Genomic DNA, 17901 nt, shown 5'->3' on the forward strand with positions numbered 1-17901 from the left:
AAAACGATACACATGTACTCAGACAAAAAAAACATTCTTCAATTAGTAGCTTTGTTAAAAGAATATGACATCCGTAATATTGTTTTATGTCCCGGAAGCCGTAATGCTCCGATTGTACATACATTAGCAAACCATCCTTTCTTTCAGTGTTACTCTGTGACAGACGAAAGAAGTGCCGGCTTTTTTGCTACCGGATTAGCATTACAAAGTGGAAAACCTGCTGCTGTATGCTGTACATCAGGAACGGCATTATTAAATATACACCCGGCTGTAGCAGAGGCCTTTTACCAGCAAGTGCCACTTGTTGTTATATCTGCAGACCGGCCTTCCGCCTGGATCGGACAAATGGACGGGCAAACTTTGCCACAACCCGGCGTGTTCAATTCCCTGGTAAAAAAATCGGTAAACCTGCCTGAAATACACACGGATGAAGACGAATGGTACTGCAATCGTCTGGTCAACGAAGCTCTGTTGGAACTCAACCATCATGGTAAAGGACCGGTACACATTAATATCCCGGTTTCAGAACCTTTATTCCAGTTCACTACCGAAGAATTACCAGAAGTACGCGTTATCACGCGTTATCAGGGACTAAATGTCTATGATAAAGAATACAATAATCTGATCGAACGTTTAAATAAGTACAATAAACGCATGATGATTGTCGGACAAATGAATCTGATTTATTTGTTTGAAAAGAAAATCTGCAAACTATTATACAAGCATTTTACCTGGCTAACCGAACATACGGGCAATCGTACTGTTCCCGGAATTCCCATTAAAAATTTCGATGCAGTAATTTATTCGTCTCCCTGTGATAAACAAGAAAAACTTATACCAGATTTGGTTATTACTTATGGAGGCCACATCGTATCAAAACGATTGAAACAACTCCTTCGTAAACATCCACCCAAAGAACATTGGCATGTGTCGTTAGACGGCGAAGTGGCAGATCTGTATGGTTCCATAACTACTGTAATAGAAATGGATCCGTTCGAATTTTTGGAGAAAATAGCTTACATGCTCGAGAGCAGCAAAATTTGTGAATATCCAAAGATGTGGGAAGCTCTTTCAAAAAACATCCCAGAACCACAAGTTCCCTACTCGGAATTGTCAGCCATAGGCACTCTTATCAGAACTATACCTGCAGAATCGGCCTTGCATTTGGCTAACAGCTCTACGATTCGTTATGCCCAACTTTTTTCTATTCCCGAATCTGTTGAAGTATGCTGCAACAGAGGAACCAGCGGAATAGAAGGTTCGATGTCTACTGCTATCGGTTATGCTTCCGTTTCGGAGAAACTAAACTTTATTGTAATCGGTGACCTGAGTTTTTTCTATGATATGAACGCTTTATGGAACAATTATATCCGTAATAATGTACGTATCATGCTACTTAATAATGGCGGAGGAGAAATATTTCAGTCTTTACCAGGTTTCAAGATGACTGAACAAACACACCGGTTTGTTACTGCAACTCATTCCGCTACGGCACAAGGTTGGGCAACAGAGCGAGGATTTCAATATATGGAAGTCCATAATGATGAAGAATTGGCAGAAGCTATGAAAACCTTTGTACAAGCAGAATTTACAGAACAACCATTATTGATGGAAGTATTCACAGATAAAGCAAACGATGTGAAAATATTAAAAGATTATTATCACCAACTTAAATAAAAACAGATATGTCAGCAAAAAGAGATTGGACGACTATTAAAGAATACGATGAGATTCTATTTGACTTCTATAAAGGCATTGCCCGTATCACAATCAACCGCGAACGCTACCGCAATGCTTTCACCCCAACAACAACAACAGAGATGAGCGATGCTCTATACATTTGCAGAGAGCGGCAGGATATTAATGTGGTTGTACTGACAGGAGCCGGAGACGTTGCTTTTTGTGCCGGAGGCGACATGCACGTCAAAGGTCATGGAGGCTATATCGGTAAAGACGGCGTAGCCCGTTTAAACGTATTGGATGTACAGAAACAAATCCGTTCACTGCCCAAACCTGTTATTGCAGCTGTTAATGGTTTCGCCATTGGCGGAGGACATGTATTACATGTCGTATGCGATTTAAGCATAGCCTCCGAAAATGCAATATTCGGACAAACAGGACCACGTGTCGGTAGTTTTGATGCCGGATTCGGATCATCTTATCTTGCCCGTATCGTGGGACAGAAAAAAGCACGCGAAATATGGTTCCTTTGTAGAAAATACAATGCACAGGAAGCTTTAGATATGGGGCTTGTGAATAAAGTAGTTCCTCTTGATAAACTGGAAGACGAATATGTACAATGGGCAGAAGAAATGATGTTGCTCAGTCCGTTAGCCCTTCGTATGATTAAAGCCGGGCTTAATGCGGAATTAGATGGCCAGGCAGGAATACAGGAACTTGCAGGAGATGCGACGATGTTGTATTATATGACAGAAGAAGCCCAGGAAGGTGGTAAAGCATTCCTGGAAAAACGTCGGCCACAATTTGAAGATTATCCCAAATTCCCATAATACAAAGGTTTTATGAATATACAAATCTTCCCCCGTCTTTTACACTTCAAACAACCGGCCGGGACATCCAGAGGCATTTATACCACACGCAAAAGTTGGTATTTAATACTCACATCAAAGGAAGAACCGGGACGGTTTGGTATTGGTGAATGTGCCCCGCTGCCCAATTTGAGTTGTGACGATTTGCCAGACTATGAAAATATTCTGAAAATTGTATGTGAATCTTTTCAATCGAAACAAATCATAGATAAGGAAGTTCTTCGCCCCTATCCGTCAATCCTATTCGGAATAGAAATGGCTGTCCGTCATTACGAAACCGAGAGTTATGCTTTATGGAATACTCCTTTCTCCCGGGGTGAAACCGGAATTCCTATAAATGGGCTAATCTGGATGGGAAGCCATGGCAAAATGCTTGAACAAATCCAGAAAAAAATGGAAGCCGGCTTTCGGTGTATCAAATTAAAAATCGGAGCTATCAATTTTGAAGAAGAAATAGATTTGTTAAAATATATACGTAAACATTTTTCCTCCAAAGAAATTGAATTGCGTGTAGATGCCAATGGAGCTTTTTCGCCGAAAGATGCATTAGAGAAGCTAAAACGATTAGCAGAGTTAGACCTTCATTCCATAGAGCAGCCTATCCGTGCAAAACAATGGAAAGAAATGGCTCAGCTAACAACATTGTCTCCTTTGCCCATTGCTTTGGATGAGGAACTGATAGGATGCAACACTTCAAAAGAAAAAGAAGAATTATTAACAACAATCTCACCTCAGTATATCATTCTAAAGCCATCGTTACATGGAGGTTTTTCCGGATGCAAAGAATGGATAAAAACAGCCGCTAAATTTAAAATCGGCTGGTGGATTACTTCTGCCCTCGAATCAAATATAGGATTGAATGCTATCGCTCAATGGTGCGCAACATACGACAACCGACTTCCGCAAGGACTAGGTACAGGTTTGCTTTTTACCGATAATATAGAAATGCCGCTCGACATCAAGAAAGACTGTCTATGGTATAATCCAGATGGAAAGAAACCCGACATTTATTCTATTAAACAATAAATGAAATGAATCGTGATTTGTCAAACAGTTAGTTATGCACACAACTACTTTAAAAGAATATATACTTGATATTAAAAAACAACATTTGACATTAGAAGGTGTTGTATATACGCAAGATAACATTGAGGATTTATTAAAAACAGATACGAATCAGGATACCGAATTCAGAAATGATCTATATGCTTTCTTAGCAGACTGGTTCAATGAATCCCCAACTATCACTTTGCAAACATCAGGCTCTACCGGAAACCCCAAAAAACGAACCGTACGGAAAGAACAAATGATGCAAAGCGCAATAATGACCTGTTCATTTCTGAATCTGCAAAAAGGAGACAGAGCCTTACTCTGCATGCCGTTACAATATGTGGGCGGGAAAATGATGGTTGTACGCTCATTGGTTGCCGGATTAAATCTGGTTATTCGTACACCATCCGGACATCCGATGGCAGGCGTAAACATACCTTTTCGTTTTGCAGCCATGATTCCTTTGCAAGTTTATAATACATTACAAGTTACGGAAGAAACAGAAAGACTCAAACAAATTGACATCTTAATCATTGGAGGAAGTGCTATTGACAATGCTTTGGAAAAACAGATAAGAGAACTTCCTAATTCAATCTACTCGACTTATGGCATGACAGAAACACTCTCGCATATTGCTCTTCGAAAAATAAACGGAAAAGACAGATCTGTACGATACATACCATTCCCATCAGTCAATATTTCACTCTCCCAGGAACAGACATTAACAATACATGCACCTTGTGTGTGCGACAACATATTAGAGACAAATGACATAGCACAGATTTTTCCTGATGGAAGTTTCTCTATCATCGGACGAAAAGACAATGTAGTAAATAGCGGGGGAGTCAAAATTCAGATAGAACAAGTTGAGAAAGCTCTTAATTCTATTATTTCCTGCAACTTTGCTATAACTTCTATTCCCGATCCTAAATTTGGAGAAGTGCTTATTTTGTTAATTGAAAAAGAAGAAGATATTGCACAACACATAAAAGAGATTTTACCCAAATACCAGCAACCAAAGCGTATTTATAAGGTAGAATCCATTCCATATACAGGTAATGGAAAGATAAACCGTCCGGAATGCAGAAAGCTCGCTATTAAATTACAGGTAACAAATAACACTATATAATTATGAAACACTTATTTATTGTAATGTTTTCATTGTTGATATACTCGTCAGCATACGGACAGAGTAACTCTTGTTGTCAGCTACCGCAAGATCCAACAACCGAAAAACAAAAAATGTATGCAACTGCCGATTGTATCACTTTACTGGATAGCACTGCCGTTACAGTACAACCTTCGGGATCCGGCTCTTTTGTAATATACAAGAAAATAAAAGTACAAACACCTAAAGGAGCGGTTCAAAATCGGATTATTAAATATGATTATGACCCGTTGACTGCATTTGCAGAGTTTCGTTATGTCACAATCTATCGTACAAACGGAGATGTGATTAATCTGGATATTACTCAAGCTTGTGACTATGCCGCACCGGCACGGGCTATTTACTGGGGAGCACGCCAAATCATGATGGAAGTAGGCCGTCTCTATCCCGGTGATATTATAGAATATAAAATTGCAAAGAAAGGATTTACCTACGCCCTCCTAGCAGGAGATGATGATGAATCACGTTTCGTCCCTCCTATGTATGGACAATTTTATGACATTGTTCCTTTCTGGGCTACAGAACCTACCGTACGCAAAGTATATACAGTTTCCATCCCTATGGAAAAAGATATGCAATTTCAATTCTATCAGGGAGAATGTACTTCGTCAATGCGGTATGAAGACGGGCTGAAAGTCTATACTTTTGCAATGAAGGATATGCTGCCATTCAAAAAGGAGCCTAATATGGTTGACTTATTTGACTGTGCACCCAAACTGATGATGTCGTCAACCCCCAAATGGCAAGACAAATCTCTTTGGTTTAATAAGGTAAACGAAGACTACAATAGCTTTGCGCCACTACCCGAAGCCCAGAAAAAAGTAGATGAACTGATAAAAGGCAAAAGCACGGAAATGGAAAAGATTGCCGTTTTAACACATTGGGTTGCAGACAATATCCGTTATGCTGGCATCTCAATGGGGAAAGGAGAAGGATTTACGCTTCATAATACCAAAATGAATTATACCGATCGCTGTGGTGTTTGCAAAGATATTGCAGGGACATTAATTTCATTCCTTCGTATGGCAGGATTTGAAGCTTATCCGGCTATGACAATGGCAGGCAGCCGTGTCGAAAGTATTCCGGCAGACCATTTTAATCATTGTGTTGCCGTAGTTAAATTATCTAATGGAACTTATATGCCGCTCGATCCGACCTGGGTTCCTTTCTGCCGTGAATTATGGAGTAGTGCCGAACAGCAACAGAACTATTTGCCTGGTGTACCTGAAGGTTCCGATTTATGCCTTACTCCTGTTTCCGCACCTGAAAACCACTATATACGTATCAAAGCAAACAATAAATTAGATATTAATGGTACTTTACGCGGACAATTTACTATTACTGCAGAAGGACAATCAGACAGTAACATCCGTAGTATTTTTACCCGAGGTTGGCAGTCTGACTGGCAAAATACTCTGGAAAAGCAATTGCTAAATATATCACCTAAAGCAAAATTGCTAAAAGTGGATTGTGGTAAAGATCCGAAAAATTATCAGGCAGCGCCTATACGGATGACTTTCACATATGAGATTCCTCAATATGCTTCCGTTGCCGGAAAACACATAATATTTAAACCTATGGTGATGAATAATTTGTATAATCAGGTAAAAAGCTATTTGCGTATTAACACCGATTTAAAAAACCGCAATTACGGATTTAAAGATGCCTGTTCCCGTTTGGTAGAATTGGACGAAACAATTCAATTGCCGAAAGGATATACAATGATGCAAACAGACAAAGAAGACCATAAACAAAGTACAGCCGCCGATTTTGATGGCTCACTCAAACAAAAAGGAAATACTATTGAGTTTCATCAAAAACTTTCCTTAAAAAAACGTGTTTATGAAGCTGCCGACTGGGAAGGATTCCGTGCAGCAGTAAACGCCCATAAAAGTTTCGGAGACTATATAATAATTGAAAAATAAAAACCATGAATAAAATAAATAAAATATCCGTTCTTCTCTTTTGCTTGCTGTTTACCTCAATATCTGCATTTGCAGCATCAGAAGCAGAATACAAGAAAGTGGGAAAAACATACAAATTGAATTCTGATGGCAGTCAGGAATATCGCTACACTATGGAGTTGACATTCTATACTCATACGGCTATGAATGGCACGTATGGAGAAAGTTTCATTTTGTACAACCCACAATATCAGGAATTACAAATACATTCTTCTTATACCGTACAAAAGGATGGTTCTATTGTTGAAACTCCTCCAAACGCTTTTGTAGAAGTCTTGCCCCGTTTTGCAGCAGACGCCCCGGCTTATAATAACTTAAAAGAAATGGTGGTAGTACATACCGGATTAGAGTTAGGAGCTACTATTTATCTGGATTATTCTATTATATCCAAGCCTGGATTCTATCCGGCACTCGATATAGATGAGCTTCTATCTGCAACTTCGCCGGTAAAAGAGTATTCATTGACAATTATTGTTCCTCACAACACAACTCTTACGTATCATCTCTATGATTCAAGCGCGAAAGCCATTGAGACGAGCAGCAACGGGCAAAAAACAGTAAATTGGACTTTGCATAATGTCCCAGCCTCTTCCCGTGAAGCATTTCTACCGGAGAATAACGATGGTACGCCTCGTCTTATTGCTACAACTTACACATCACAATCCGAAGCTCTTGGATATATGAAACAATGTTTCAATAATTCTATGAATTATGAAAGTAAAGCGTTTGCACAATATATTACAGAAAACGCAACCAGTGATAAAGAAAAGATAGAAATTACTCAACGCCATGTTGTTGAGAATATAGATCTATGCCCAATTCCTCTGGATTATACAGGATTCACCATTCGCAACGCAGATGATGTATTACGTAGCGCTTATGGGACAGCAACAGAAAAAACACAATTACTCTGTTCTATGCTTAATGCAGCTGGTATAGAATCGGAAATAGTTGCTTTCTATCCTGCAAATATGGATGCAAACATTGCAGGTATTCGCAGTATAAAAAAATTTATGGTAAAAGCGACTTCCAACGGTAAAGACCTGTATTTGTCAGCTTTTAACATGGAACCAATTAATGTAAAAGCCCGGGGCATATTAGATAACATTTTCACACTTGATGGAAAACAAATCCAGGTGAATACCCAACCTCTTATTATAAAAGAAAACAAAGAAATAAATATTGATGCCTCTATGGCAAAAGGTGGTTTTATAATTTACACATTACCTGTTCTATCAAAAGGTATAGATACGTGGAATATTTCATCATTGCCAAGCAGACGCGCCGGATTGTTTGAAATACCCTCTCTTTTACAGGAAGAAATTACCTACACAATAAATAATGCTGAAGGATTAACATTAAAAACTCCAGTTGGACAGACCGTGGTAAGTAAGCCTTACGGAAAAGTTACACAAACAATCACTTCCAAAGACAGTACCATTGAAGTAATTCGCACCATCGAATTGAATAAGCAACAATTTACTCCGGCTGAATATAGCGATTTGCGTGTTCTTCTTAATGAATGGACGGACCCAAACAATAGATTACTATTATTTTCAGAAAAATAGAGAAACAGGTTCTACACCAGATTGATCAAATAAAAGCCCCGTAAATTATAATAATTCGCGGGGCTTTTATCTTATAAGAAACATAGTTCAGAAAAGAAAATACCATAACTAATAAATAGATTAATCTCTCTGGGGATGAATACCGATATTTATCCTATAAAAAGAGATAATTCATGATTGGTTTACTAAAGGCTTTATATCAAAAGTTTAAACAACATGCCGATTGGTGGGCTGATTATACAACGGAACTATCTGTCGTAATAATTAGCATTACTGCCACATTTTATGGCGAAAACCTGATAGAAAATTATATAGAGTCAAATGAAGATCGCCAGGTTATGCAAATGATGGTAAATGAGCTCGAGTATGATTTAGTTGAGCTTTCCAACATACAAAATCACTGCAAAGATGAAATCGCATTTTCTGAATTACTTTACCGTAATATCATCCAAAAAGAAAATATTGACGAAAATATTGTAAACCGATATTATAATCATCACCGTCTTTATTACTATTGGTTCCTGAAAAATAATGCCTTAGATATGACAAAAGTATCAGGCACCATGCAACGAATGAAAAACAAACAATTATTACTGCAATTGTTTGAATGCTATGAATATATTAATATCATAAAAGATATGGATACTCACTATAGAGAAGTTCGGATTGAACAACTCTCCAATTTCTATGCCCATCTACCAAATAATGCACACGTCCCGACCGCAAAAGAGCAATGGAAGCAAATAGCACAAGATAGCACCTTTTGTCAATACATGCTGACTACACTTCCGTTAATGGCAAAATCTATAACCAATACAAGTATAAATACGCAGAAAGTACTCCATAAAACAATTAATATGATCAATGAGGAGTATAAATAAATTCATTTATGGACGAGTTATACAAATTATCAAAATATTCCGCATTATAAACTGAAACATGCGAGCCTATCGTCCGGTTATATACTTTATTATACAATTTATACAAACTCTGACTATCATTTTGTAACAACTGTTCAAATAAAGCATCTGTAAAACTATTCGATAACCACGTATGCAAATATTCACTATGGTTACTCACTTTAGATGTTTCATCACCATTGGCTGCTGTCAAACATAATAAATCGGGAATCTCTTTGCAACATTCTCCTACCCTCCCAGCATAACAAGTCTCTAAAATAAACAGGAGTTTACGAAAACGATTCTCTTTTGCCATTTCAGAAAACATTTCAGCTACAACATTCACAGGCACTAACTTCTCAAGCCATTTAAGCCCCTGAGGTTCTCCGTGTCCAACCCAATAGACAATCAGATTATCTGTATTACCAGAACAAAAAGCACCCACTTCTTCTCCATATAGTAAAGCCTTTAATCTTTCAAAAGTGAGTTTTGAAGGATTATAATCTATGCAAATATTATCATACACGTTCTCTCCCTGTTGTGTAACCATCACAACTCCTTGCTGGGGATTCCGAGAATTAAAAGCAATATCGTCTTCGGCAATTAACAGGATATGGTCGTCATCTAATCCATTTTCCTGTAGCAATTGATAAAAAGCATACGCATCAGCCTGATGTCTATAGTTCTCCCATCCTGACGAAGAGGCAACAATTAAAGCATAAAGCCCTTTCTGTTCAGGGTATTTTAATTCGGATTCTTGACTGAAGTTTTGCATACGGGTAGCTTTCCAATTCCAATTAGCAGCAAAAGCATTCGTTCGCCGGGAACCGTCTGATGTATTATATTCCAATATTAAATATTTTCCATTATATATAATCCAATGACAATATACAGAATGGATCACATTTGTATAAACAGTACGATCAAACCGCAACTGCCCGCTAGCTCCGCTTAACCGGGGATAAACACCCCTTTTCATCTGTTTTACAATCTGGTAAATGGCTTCCTCAGAACAGCCATTCATATCTTCACCGTTACCATCAACAATTCGTCTGAGAGAAGCATTTATATCTGTCGTTTCTGTGAGATGCGCATCCAACACTGCTAATCCGGTTAATAACACAGCATCATAAAAATGAGCACAACCAAATTCAAGTTCTTTTCCATAATGCACTTCATAAGCAATACTAAATCCAGATTCCGGATCATGTGTCTGTGCTATTCCTTCCATACCCTCCAATGTCTCATCAGGCTCAGTAAGAAAAGCGACATCTGAAAATAAAAGAAAAGGATTTGCATTAGACACACGATTCCGGCAATTTATCATCTGGCGAGTATCAAGTGTATCCGATGGAATACATATGATACAATCTGTTTGAGTACGTAGCAAACTCTCCATTTGTTCTGATAAACTGGCTTTATCATACCTCACCAGATTATCTATGTCTAAGCCCAATTCGGTAGCCTGGAAAGCGAACCAATCCATAAAAGTGTCTCCATAATTATCGTTACAAGCAAATAGTGAAACACTTTTAGCTCCTTTTTGTGAAGCTCGTGTCAAAAGTATCTCGCATTGCGAAATATCATTTTCTGTCAAACACCATAAAAATCCCTGACGGGAAAACTCTCTCATCATTAACTCAGAAGAAGCCAGGACTGGTAACAAAGATTTTCTGGTGACTGCACATTGATGTGCTGCAATAATAGCATTCCGGGAATAAAGAGGACCTATAATTGCATAAACATCATCCCGGTTAGCCAGGTTTTTAAATAATTGTTCAATATTACTATCATTTTCATTATACCATTCAGGCTTAATTATTATTTGCTCTTGGTCTACCAAAGCCTGATTTATGGAATTCAAAGCCCAATTTATAACGGATGTCCATCTACTCTGTCCTTTCGCATCCAGTGGTAAGACTAAAGCGATGTGATATTCCTTTAATGGTTTCCGGTCTGAAACTTTACAAACACTTTCATCTATACAACCGCTAAGCAGCAAATTGCAAAAAAGGATACAAAACAATATATTTGTTTTCATAATTTATCGTATAAATGATAAGAGTATTCTTTCTCTATAGCCAAGCAATAATTGCCTTTTAATATATGTTCAAGCATCGGCTTGTATGAATCAGCCAATTGGAAATAGGTGTATCCTGACTCTAATCCGTATAATTGACGCATCGGAATATTTTTACCCTCTATCCATTGACGTATGTATGCACCGACACAATCGCCTGTTTTTTTTACCATTGAACCGATAATATGCGAAGAATAAGCAGATTGATCACAATCTACGCCTGCGGTATACCCTTTGACTTGGGGATGTTCCCGTAGATATTGATAAACTCCATTGTTAGCACCTCCTGCTACGGCTAACAAAAACGGATAATGTGTATATAAACTATCCGCCATTTTATATGCCTGCTCCGACATAACAAAACCATCCGGATTCGAGGAAAGATAATTAGCAACTACTTCTTTGCCTCCGGCATGTAAATATCCATCGCGAAAACCTGCATAACATTCTTCAACATAGAGTTCTTTTTGCTGCCCTCCCAAATATGCTGCCGTGTCTGCTTGAATAAATGAATAAGCCATTATTCCGGTCAAAAATGATACTCCGTAACCACTAAAACAAAAGACCGGATAAGTAAAATCCGTAGCATCTGTCTCAAAAAACAAATAGTTTTGAGAGAAAAAGGAAGGCATTCTATTCTTCAAATATTGTTCATATTCACTACCTGCAACAATCGTATAAATATTACCCGAATTATTTCCGGCCATCCATTGTTCCAAAGTTTCCTTCGCTTTTTCTATATTCAAAGGATTGTTATATCGTAAGTAGAATCCTGTTTGCTTTTGTTCTTGCAATATTCCCCTGAAAATATCATCATTATACGATAAGTCACCGAGTCCACCCGGAGTAAATAATACGCGGACCTCATATCGTGTACCTGCTACAAAAATAACAGGAACTCCTCCTACAGGCTCTCCGTTTGTTCCATTAGCTATATCCGGACTAGCAAAATGGATTATTGAAACTCCAGGTATCTCAGGAATATTTATACGCCAGGTTGCATATATAGCATTTTCAGATGTTCTTTTACCATTAATCCGAATAGAAATACCGTCATCCGATACAAAAGAATATTCATACGAATCTTTAGGAGCAGTTTTGATCCCTGTAATATCTGAAAATAATTGACATGGCACATCACTCGACGTAACCTGAACAACGTATTCACCATCCATATATCCATCCAATTGGCATGTCAGCTTATCTACCGGATAACAAAAATAAGAATGAAACTTTTGTACAACTTCTTTACTTGTTTTACAATTTGTATAATCTGCTTCTTCTTTTGAACAAGACAAACATAATATGGCCAATAATGCTAAAGTGACAGATTTCATAATACAACCTCCTTTTATTATTTATAAATTGATTCGGTTGCAAAACTAGATGAATGCCCTTGACGGAATAATTTTATTTTTTGGTTTGGTGATATTCCTTTTTACAATATTACCGGATAATTTCTATATATCCGGAATTATACCTAAACCAAAGAATAAAAATAATAATCCAAAAAGTTTCTTGCTGCTAAAATAATCAGACTTGTATTTTTGCTTCAAACATCATTCTATTTACAATATTATGAACAAAATTATCATTACATCAATACTACTTTCCTATTGTTTTTTATTTTTATATGATTGTAAAAAACAGACTGATACATCCATTGATTACATCTGCGGAAACTGGATAAGCATACAAGGGCGACCGTGTATCTCTATACTTTCTACAGACAGTGGTTACATTGCTATAGTGCATCATATTACTGTAAACAGAGAAAAATATCCCATTATTTATCCCATCTTAAAAACTCAATATGGAACCTATATTCAAGCAGAAGGACGTATTTTTATATCATATAGCAAGAAAGACAGTACTCTGTTTTTATCCCCTGGTGGAACTTACATCAGAGAGGAATATAAATAAAAAATGATCAGTGTAATTCACTGATATTTCATTATAGCTTTCACCGAGCTCTTTAATTCTATTTTTAGCATGAACACAAAATCAGAATCTATCTGTCATGTAAAAGACGGATTATTTATTCGCCAAAAAGATTTCTTCCGTAAATATCTGTATACCGATATCCAATGGATAGAGGTAGATGGAAGTTACTGTGAAATTCATCTAATGCAAGGTACTAAAATTATTATTATTCATTCATTGACGGAGATGGAACAAAAATTACCGTCAACCATCTTTGTACGCATTCATCGCTCTTATATTGTAAATATGCATAAAGTGGATGCTTTTATAGGAAATATATTATATGTTGGAAAAAAACAATTACCTGTAAGCAGTCCTTACAGTCAACAAGTATCTGCATGTTTCGATATACTGGAAGAAACAAAATCGCCATTCAAATACAGAAAACGAAAAAGTAAAAAGGATATTCCTTCAACTAAAGAAGATAATTTCCACGACTAACGTTTATCCATAGTTTTGCATCGTAAGCTTACGAAAACAACAGTATTAAAAACAACAATTAAAAAAGGAGATTATTATTATGGCTATTGACAAAACTCCGTCGCAAGTTGCAACCAATGCATTGCAGGCAATTCCTTTTGGATCAATTATTGGCGGCCCATTACAAGCATGTATTGAAGCTCAGGCTATGGCAGCACAAACAACCTGGAAATTTATTCAGGAAGTCGGTTTGAACGAAGATCCGGAAACACACGAAAAAACAGCTGTTACCGTATCTTTTTCATTCTTACAAGGAGGACGCATGGTACAGTTGAATGTGCCTTTGTTGACAATCGTTCCTATTCCTTATATCGCTATCCATAGCATCGATATTAATTTTAAAGCCAGTATTTCTGCTTCATCATCCAGCACGTCAGAAGTATCAGAGAACACAAGTATGGGCGGTAGTGCAGAAGTGACTGCCGGTTTGAAAGTAGGCCCGTTCCACATGGATGCAAAGATGAATGCCAACTATTCATCAAAGAAAGACTCTAAGGCTACAGAAGAATCAAAGTACAGTGTAGAATACACTATGGACGTGGCTGTAAAAGCCGGTCAAGATAGTATGCCTGCAGGTCTTGCCAAAGTTTTGGAATTATTAGGTAACGCTTTGGATGTATCCGATCCTGAAGGTACATTGGAAGTTAACAGCACCCGTTTTACAATTAACGGACAGGAAAAAGCACGCTTAATAGCAACGTACAAAGACAAAAACGGCCTGTTGTCTCCAAAAGCATTGAAAATTAGCGGCGGAAACTCAAATGGAGAAGACTTCAAGATAGATGGCGACAGTAAAGTTATCGAATTGAGCGCAGGTACATACAAAGTATTTGTAGAAGGCGGCAAGGAAGTCGAAATCAAAGTCGAAACTGCATCAGCCAACAATAATGCTGGAGAAGACGGCATAGAAGATTAAAAGTAAAAAGTTAATTAAAAAAAATCATATTATGGCTCAGTTAAGTTCAGTAATAGGCTCTATTTTAAGAGACATCATTTCAGCACAGCATGAAGCTAATCTTTACTCGCTGGCTCTTAGCGAATCGTACGGAAAAGACGGGAAAGTAAAAGATTTCCAACTACCGAACGTTATGGTAAGCGATATGGAATTAGAATTGAAGTATGGTGTAAAAAATGCATCGGAAAGTCAACAACAGTTCAATATCAAGTACAATAAATTCAGGCAATTCCTGAATGAACTTTGCGAAGAAACAGCAAAAGTTGTAATCAGTAGCGTTATGTCCACTATAATGACCTCGGACATAGAGGGTAAAGAAGGTGAAAAACACTTTTTTGAAAGACTTAAAAGTGAAACGGCTTTCCATAGAGAATTCTGGGCTTTTCTGAGTCGTAATATGAGAAAAGCTTTCCGGTCAAACATATACGAAGCGGTAGACAGAAACAATGGTTCTATCAAACAAGAAGTTATATTAAGTAGAATCACTGACGTAGTCCGAAAGAAATTTCTATATGATACTGATCTTGATGAATTATTCTCTGGTACAGAAGGCGATAAACTACGTGAGACAGCAGATGCAAATATGCAAAAAGCTATTTCCGGATTAATTGAGAAACTTTCTAAAGATGCTAACTTCAAAAAGTTCAAATCTTTTCCTCAACTGGATGTTGCTATTACGGCCGAAGAACTTATAAATATGCCGGAAGAAGCAATCCATTCGTTTAAATTAAAATTTAGTCCACGCAGTTTTTCCCTTTCGCAATTAGAAGAAGAAGAAAACTATGAAGACTTCGTTATGAAATAAACAAAAGTTATGGAAGATAAAAAGAAAAGAACCAATAGCAGCCAGGTAATGGAACTACAGCAATTAATAGCAGGTCCGTTAATTGCAACTATTGAAGCCGACGCGTTATCGTCCCGTAGTTATCTGGATTATCTGATGAAAATAGCTTTTGATTCATACGATCCGGCAACGGGTAAAACAGGAAAAATACGGATGCTGACTTTCAATTATACCAATCAAGATGTGAATGGAAGTAAACAGCAAAGTGTAAGCATTCCATTGTTAACACTCGTACCTCTGCCTCTACTACAAATTCAAGAAGCCGATTTCGACTTTGACATCAAAATTCTAGATGCGTTAACAGAGACTACTGAAGAACATTTCTCTACAGAAGAAGGAAAAAGTGTCAGTGAGGATAATAATGGAGGATTCAAACTTCGTGCATCATTAGCACCTAAACAAAGTGACGGAACAAGTTCCGGTAATATCCAGCAAAGCCTATCAGCCAACATGAAAATCAAGGTTAAAATGCGTCAGGCCGATATGCCTTCCGGATTATCAAACTTACTCCATTTAACAGCAAACAATGTGCAAGTAGAGGATATTGAAGTTGAAGAGGTAACCGAAGAAGAAGGAGGTAAATAATGGCAAATATAGAAGACAATGCCCGTGAGCAAAAAGTCGGGCTCAAATGCCCGCAATGTGGAGAATTTATTCATACATCAATCTATGAATTAATTACATCCCGAGGATTACAATGTCCCTCGTGTCATCTACAACTGACGATAGACCGGACAAAGTCCAAACCCGCAATAGATGCTTTACGAAAAGTAAAACAAGCTCAAGATAATCTTGAAAAGAAAAGTCATTTTAACAGATAATAAAAATGGGATTTGATTTCTTTCGTAAGTTAAAGATGCATATATGGCAATTAGTCAGCCGTAAAGGAAAAAACGATCACCAAAAAGGAAATGGATGTTACCAAAAAACAATCTATTTCCTTTTAAAAGATCAATCTCCGATTGGTAAGGCTAAAAGCAAACGACATCCGGAAATAAGGATTATTAAAGTAAACAGCTTTACAGATGCTTATCTTTTTTTCCTCCACATGTGTGATCAACGGCTTTTAGAAACACGCAAAGCGGCCGATTACTTATATTACAGTGTAACTTTCCCAAACGGGAAAGGCTATATTGAGTTATCTGATAAAGTCGGAAATATACACAAAAATACAGTAGCTATACTAAAAGTAAAAATTCCCGATTTGAAACCAATTTTTTCTGAAATTAGATTTATAACAACATAGACATATTATGAAGACGATAAAATTAAGCAATACAGGTAAAGATGTCCGTTATCTTCAGGAGCTATTACTTCAAAACGGATATAAACAAGAAATAAACGGTACATTCGATGAAGCTACACGCGAAAATGTCATTCTGTTTCAAAGTAAACATAACCTGGATACCGACGGCATTGTGGGTATTGTATGCTGGGATGCTCTGACATTTTCCAACAGACCTGCACAAGAAAAAATAACTGAAGAAGATATTATTTTAGCAGCAAATATGTTAGATGTAGAACCGGCATGCCTCAAAGCCGTTTTAAAAGTTGAAACCGGCGGACGTGGTGGTTTTTTGGCTCCGGGTAAGCCTGCAATACTTTTTGAAGCTCATCATTTCTGGAGAGAACTAAAAAATGTCGGCATTGATCCTGTCCCTTTACAAAAAGAACATCCTAATATATTATCTCCAACATGGAATCAAGAGCTTTATAAAGGAGGGATAAAAGAGTATGACCGTTTAAACGAAGCTATGAAGATTCATGAAGTAGCAGCCTTGATGAGCATCAGTTCCGGCATTGGTCAAATTATGGGTAGCAATCATAAATTATGCGGAGAAAAAAGTGTAATCGTTTTTATGGAAAAAGAAAAAAAGAGCGAACAAAATCAACTCCGCCACTTCATTATATTCCTACATAAGTCAAAATTAACTCAATTCTTAATCGCCAAAGACTGGGCAAATTTTGCAAAAGGATATAATGGTCCCAGCTATGAAAAGCACCAATACCACCTGAAATTAAAAAGTGCATACGAAGAACTGACAAAGCAAAAATAAGTAGCCTTATCTTTTATTCTTCATTTCACAGAAAAAACAATTGGTTGCATGATAGACTTTCTGTTTATCATGCAATTTATTTTATAAAAATAAACGTTCGAAAAAATTATATCTGTAGAAAATCATGAATTACATGAATATTATAATTATGACAAAATAATGACATACAAATCAACATAACATTTTGACACAACTGCACAACGAGTATAATCTTTAATTCAATTATATAGTATAATTACCATTAATTTGATCTGATTTTCAACAAAGTTGAATCAAATTCTTAATATTCTACTAACAATGCTCG

Annotated in this window: 17 protein-coding genes; 15 read left to right on the forward strand and 2 right to left on the reverse strand. The window is 37.1% G+C overall.

The genetic code is table 11. The features are described from left to right. Nucleotides 1–12 precede the first annotated feature (12 nt). The 7 genes from menD (at nucleotide 13) to CTY47_RS15575 (ending at nucleotide 9180) form a co-directional block, all read left to right on the forward strand. Nucleotides 13–1677: a 2-succinyl-5-enolpyruvyl-6-hydroxy-3-cyclohexene-1-carboxylic-acid synthase gene (gene menD / locus CTY47_RS15545; RefSeq protein WP_099465699.1), complete on the forward strand. Its 1665-nt coding sequence runs from the start codon at nucleotides 13–15 to the stop codon at nucleotides 1675–1677. A gap of 8 nt (nucleotides 1678–1685) precedes the next feature. Next, a complete protein-coding gene (gene menB, locus CTY47_RS15550; RefSeq protein ID WP_099465700.1) occupies nucleotides 1686–2510 on the forward strand; it encodes a 1,4-dihydroxy-2-naphthoyl-CoA synthase in 825 nt (274 codons plus the stop codon). Nucleotides 2511–2522: 12 nt separating this feature from the next. Next, nucleotides 2523–3575, forward strand: coding sequence for an o-succinylbenzoate synthase (locus CTY47_RS15555; RefSeq protein WP_099465701.1), 1053 nt, complete (start codon nucleotides 2523–2525; stop codon nucleotides 3573–3575). Nucleotides 3576–3609: 34 nt separating this feature from the next. Beyond that, nucleotides 3610–4728: an AMP-binding protein gene (locus CTY47_RS15560; protein ID WP_099465702.1), complete on the forward strand. Its 1119-nt coding sequence runs from the start codon at nucleotides 3610–3612 to the stop codon at nucleotides 4726–4728. A gap of 2 nt (nucleotides 4729–4730) precedes the next feature. Next, the gene (locus tag CTY47_RS15565) at nucleotides 4731–6692 is read left to right on the forward strand and encodes a DUF3857 domain-containing protein (RefSeq protein WP_099465703.1); all 1962 of its coding nucleotides are present in this window, start codon (nucleotides 4731–4733) and stop codon (nucleotides 6690–6692) included. Nucleotides 6693–6697: 5 nt separating this feature from the next. After that, nucleotides 6698–8299, forward strand: a complete 1602-nt coding sequence (locus CTY47_RS15570) for a DUF3857 domain-containing protein (RefSeq protein ID WP_099465704.1) — start codon at nucleotides 6698–6700, stop codon at nucleotides 8297–8299. 173 nt (nucleotides 8300–8472) lie between these two features. After that, on the forward strand, nucleotides 8473–9180 hold the full coding sequence (locus CTY47_RS15575) for a hypothetical protein (RefSeq protein WP_099465705.1): 708 nt from the start codon (nucleotides 8473–8475) through the stop codon (nucleotides 9178–9180). Here CTY47_RS15575 and CTY47_RS15580 read toward each other — a convergent pair. Both CTY47_RS15580 and CTY47_RS15585 read right to left on the reverse strand, forming a co-directional pair. After that, nucleotides 9161–11239 carry a C13 family peptidase gene (locus CTY47_RS15580; RefSeq protein ID WP_099465706.1) on the reverse strand — a complete coding sequence of 693 codons (2079 nt, stop codon included), beginning with the start codon at nucleotides 11237–11239 and terminating at the stop codon, nucleotides 9161–9163. The genes CTY47_RS15575 and CTY47_RS15580 overlap by 20 nt on opposite strands. Continuing rightward, the gene (locus CTY47_RS15585) at nucleotides 11236–12615 is read right to left on the reverse strand and encodes a BMP family ABC transporter substrate-binding protein (protein WP_099465707.1); all 1380 of its coding nucleotides are present in this window, start codon (nucleotides 12613–12615) and stop codon (nucleotides 11236–11238) included. Before CTY47_RS15585 ends, CTY47_RS15580 begins: the two co-directional genes overlap by 4 nt. A gap of 241 nt (nucleotides 12616–12856) precedes the next feature. Between CTY47_RS15585 and CTY47_RS15590 the strand changes: the two genes are divergently transcribed. The 8 genes from CTY47_RS15590 (at nucleotide 12857) to CTY47_RS15625 (ending at nucleotide 17597) form a co-directional block, all read left to right on the forward strand. After that, the gene (locus CTY47_RS15590) at nucleotides 12857–13201 is read left to right on the forward strand and encodes a DUF3876 domain-containing protein (RefSeq protein WP_099465708.1); all 345 of its coding nucleotides are present in this window, start codon (nucleotides 12857–12859) and stop codon (nucleotides 13199–13201) included. 69 nt (nucleotides 13202–13270) lie between these two features. Next, on the forward strand, nucleotides 13271–13702 hold the full coding sequence (locus CTY47_RS15595; protein ID WP_099465709.1) for a LytR/AlgR family response regulator transcription factor: 432 nt from the start codon (nucleotides 13271–13273) through the stop codon (nucleotides 13700–13702). Between the two features lie 79 nt (nucleotides 13703–13781). After that, nucleotides 13782–14657 carry a DUF2589 domain-containing protein gene (locus CTY47_RS15600; protein WP_099465710.1) on the forward strand — a complete coding sequence of 292 codons (876 nt, stop codon included), beginning with the start codon at nucleotides 13782–13784 and terminating at the stop codon, nucleotides 14655–14657. Between the two features lie 31 nt (nucleotides 14658–14688). Further along, on the forward strand, nucleotides 14689–15501 hold the full coding sequence (locus tag CTY47_RS15605; RefSeq protein WP_099465711.1) for a hypothetical protein: 813 nt from the start codon (nucleotides 14689–14691) through the stop codon (nucleotides 15499–15501). A 9-nt stretch (nucleotides 15502–15510) separates the two neighbouring features. Next, the gene (locus tag CTY47_RS15610) at nucleotides 15511–16125 is read left to right on the forward strand and encodes a DUF2589 domain-containing protein (protein WP_099465712.1); all 615 of its coding nucleotides are present in this window, start codon (nucleotides 15511–15513) and stop codon (nucleotides 16123–16125) included. Next, a complete protein-coding gene (locus tag CTY47_RS15615; protein WP_099465713.1) occupies nucleotides 16125–16361 on the forward strand; it encodes a hypothetical protein in 237 nt (78 codons plus the stop codon). Before CTY47_RS15610 ends, CTY47_RS15615 begins: the two co-directional genes overlap by 1 nt. Nucleotides 16362–16366: 5 nt before the next feature. Continuing rightward, the gene (locus CTY47_RS15620) at nucleotides 16367–16786 is read left to right on the forward strand and encodes a hypothetical protein (RefSeq protein ID WP_099465714.1); all 420 of its coding nucleotides are present in this window, start codon (nucleotides 16367–16369) and stop codon (nucleotides 16784–16786) included. Nucleotides 16787–16793: 7 nt separating this feature from the next. Next, on the forward strand, nucleotides 16794–17597 hold the full coding sequence (locus CTY47_RS15625) for an N-acetylmuramidase domain-containing protein (protein WP_099465715.1): 804 nt from the start codon (nucleotides 16794–16796) through the stop codon (nucleotides 17595–17597). Nucleotides 17598–17901 lie beyond the last annotated feature (304 nt).

The organism is Parabacteroides provencensis, from assembly GCF_900232875.1.
Lineage (GTDB): Bacteria > Bacteroidota > Bacteroidia > Bacteroidales > Tannerellaceae > Parabacteroides > Parabacteroides chinchillae.

Coding starts and splice junctions, on each gene's coding strand:
- CTY47_RS15600 (WP_099465710.1), top strand. CDS start 13,782: ATGGCTATTGACAAAACTCCGTCGCAAGTTGCAACCAATGCATTGCAG.
- CTY47_RS15585 (WP_099465707.1), bottom strand. CDS start 12,615: ATGAAATCTGTCACTTTAGCATTATTGGCCATATTATGTTTGTCTTGT.
- CTY47_RS15590 (WP_099465708.1), top strand. CDS start 12,857: ATGAACAAAATTATCATTACATCAATACTACTTTCCTATTGTTTTTTA.
- CTY47_RS15580 (WP_099465706.1), bottom strand. CDS start 11,239: ATGAAAACAAATATATTGTTTTGTATCCTTTTTTGCAATTTGCTGCTT.
- CTY47_RS15560 (WP_099465702.1), top strand. CDS start 3,610: ATGCACACAACTACTTTAAAAGAATATATACTTGATATTAAAAAACAA.
- menD (WP_099465699.1), top strand. CDS start 13: ATGTACTCAGACAAAAAAAACATTCTTCAATTAGTAGCTTTGTTAAAA.
- CTY47_RS15595 (WP_099465709.1), top strand. CDS start 13,271: ATGAACACAAAATCAGAATCTATCTGTCATGTAAAAGACGGATTATTT.
- menB (WP_099465700.1), top strand. CDS start 1,686: ATGTCAGCAAAAAGAGATTGGACGACTATTAAAGAATACGATGAGATT.
- CTY47_RS15625 (WP_099465715.1), top strand. CDS start 16,794: ATGAAGACGATAAAATTAAGCAATACAGGTAAAGATGTCCGTTATCTT.
- CTY47_RS15605 (WP_099465711.1), top strand. CDS start 14,689: ATGGCTCAGTTAAGTTCAGTAATAGGCTCTATTTTAAGAGACATCATT.
- CTY47_RS15620 (WP_099465714.1), top strand. CDS start 16,367: ATGGGATTTGATTTCTTTCGTAAGTTAAAGATGCATATATGGCAATTA.
- CTY47_RS15575 (WP_099465705.1), top strand. CDS start 8,473: ATGATTGGTTTACTAAAGGCTTTATATCAAAAGTTTAAACAACATGCC.
- CTY47_RS15570 (WP_099465704.1), top strand. CDS start 6,698: ATGAATAAAATAAATAAAATATCCGTTCTTCTCTTTTGCTTGCTGTTT.
- CTY47_RS15615 (WP_099465713.1), top strand. CDS start 16,125: ATGGCAAATATAGAAGACAATGCCCGTGAGCAAAAAGTCGGGCTCAAA.
- CTY47_RS15610 (WP_099465712.1), top strand. CDS start 15,511: ATGGAAGATAAAAAGAAAAGAACCAATAGCAGCCAGGTAATGGAACTA.
- CTY47_RS15565 (WP_099465703.1), top strand. CDS start 4,731: ATGAAACACTTATTTATTGTAATGTTTTCATTGTTGATATACTCGTCA.
- CTY47_RS15555 (WP_099465701.1), top strand. CDS start 2,523: ATGAATATACAAATCTTCCCCCGTCTTTTACACTTCAAACAACCGGCC.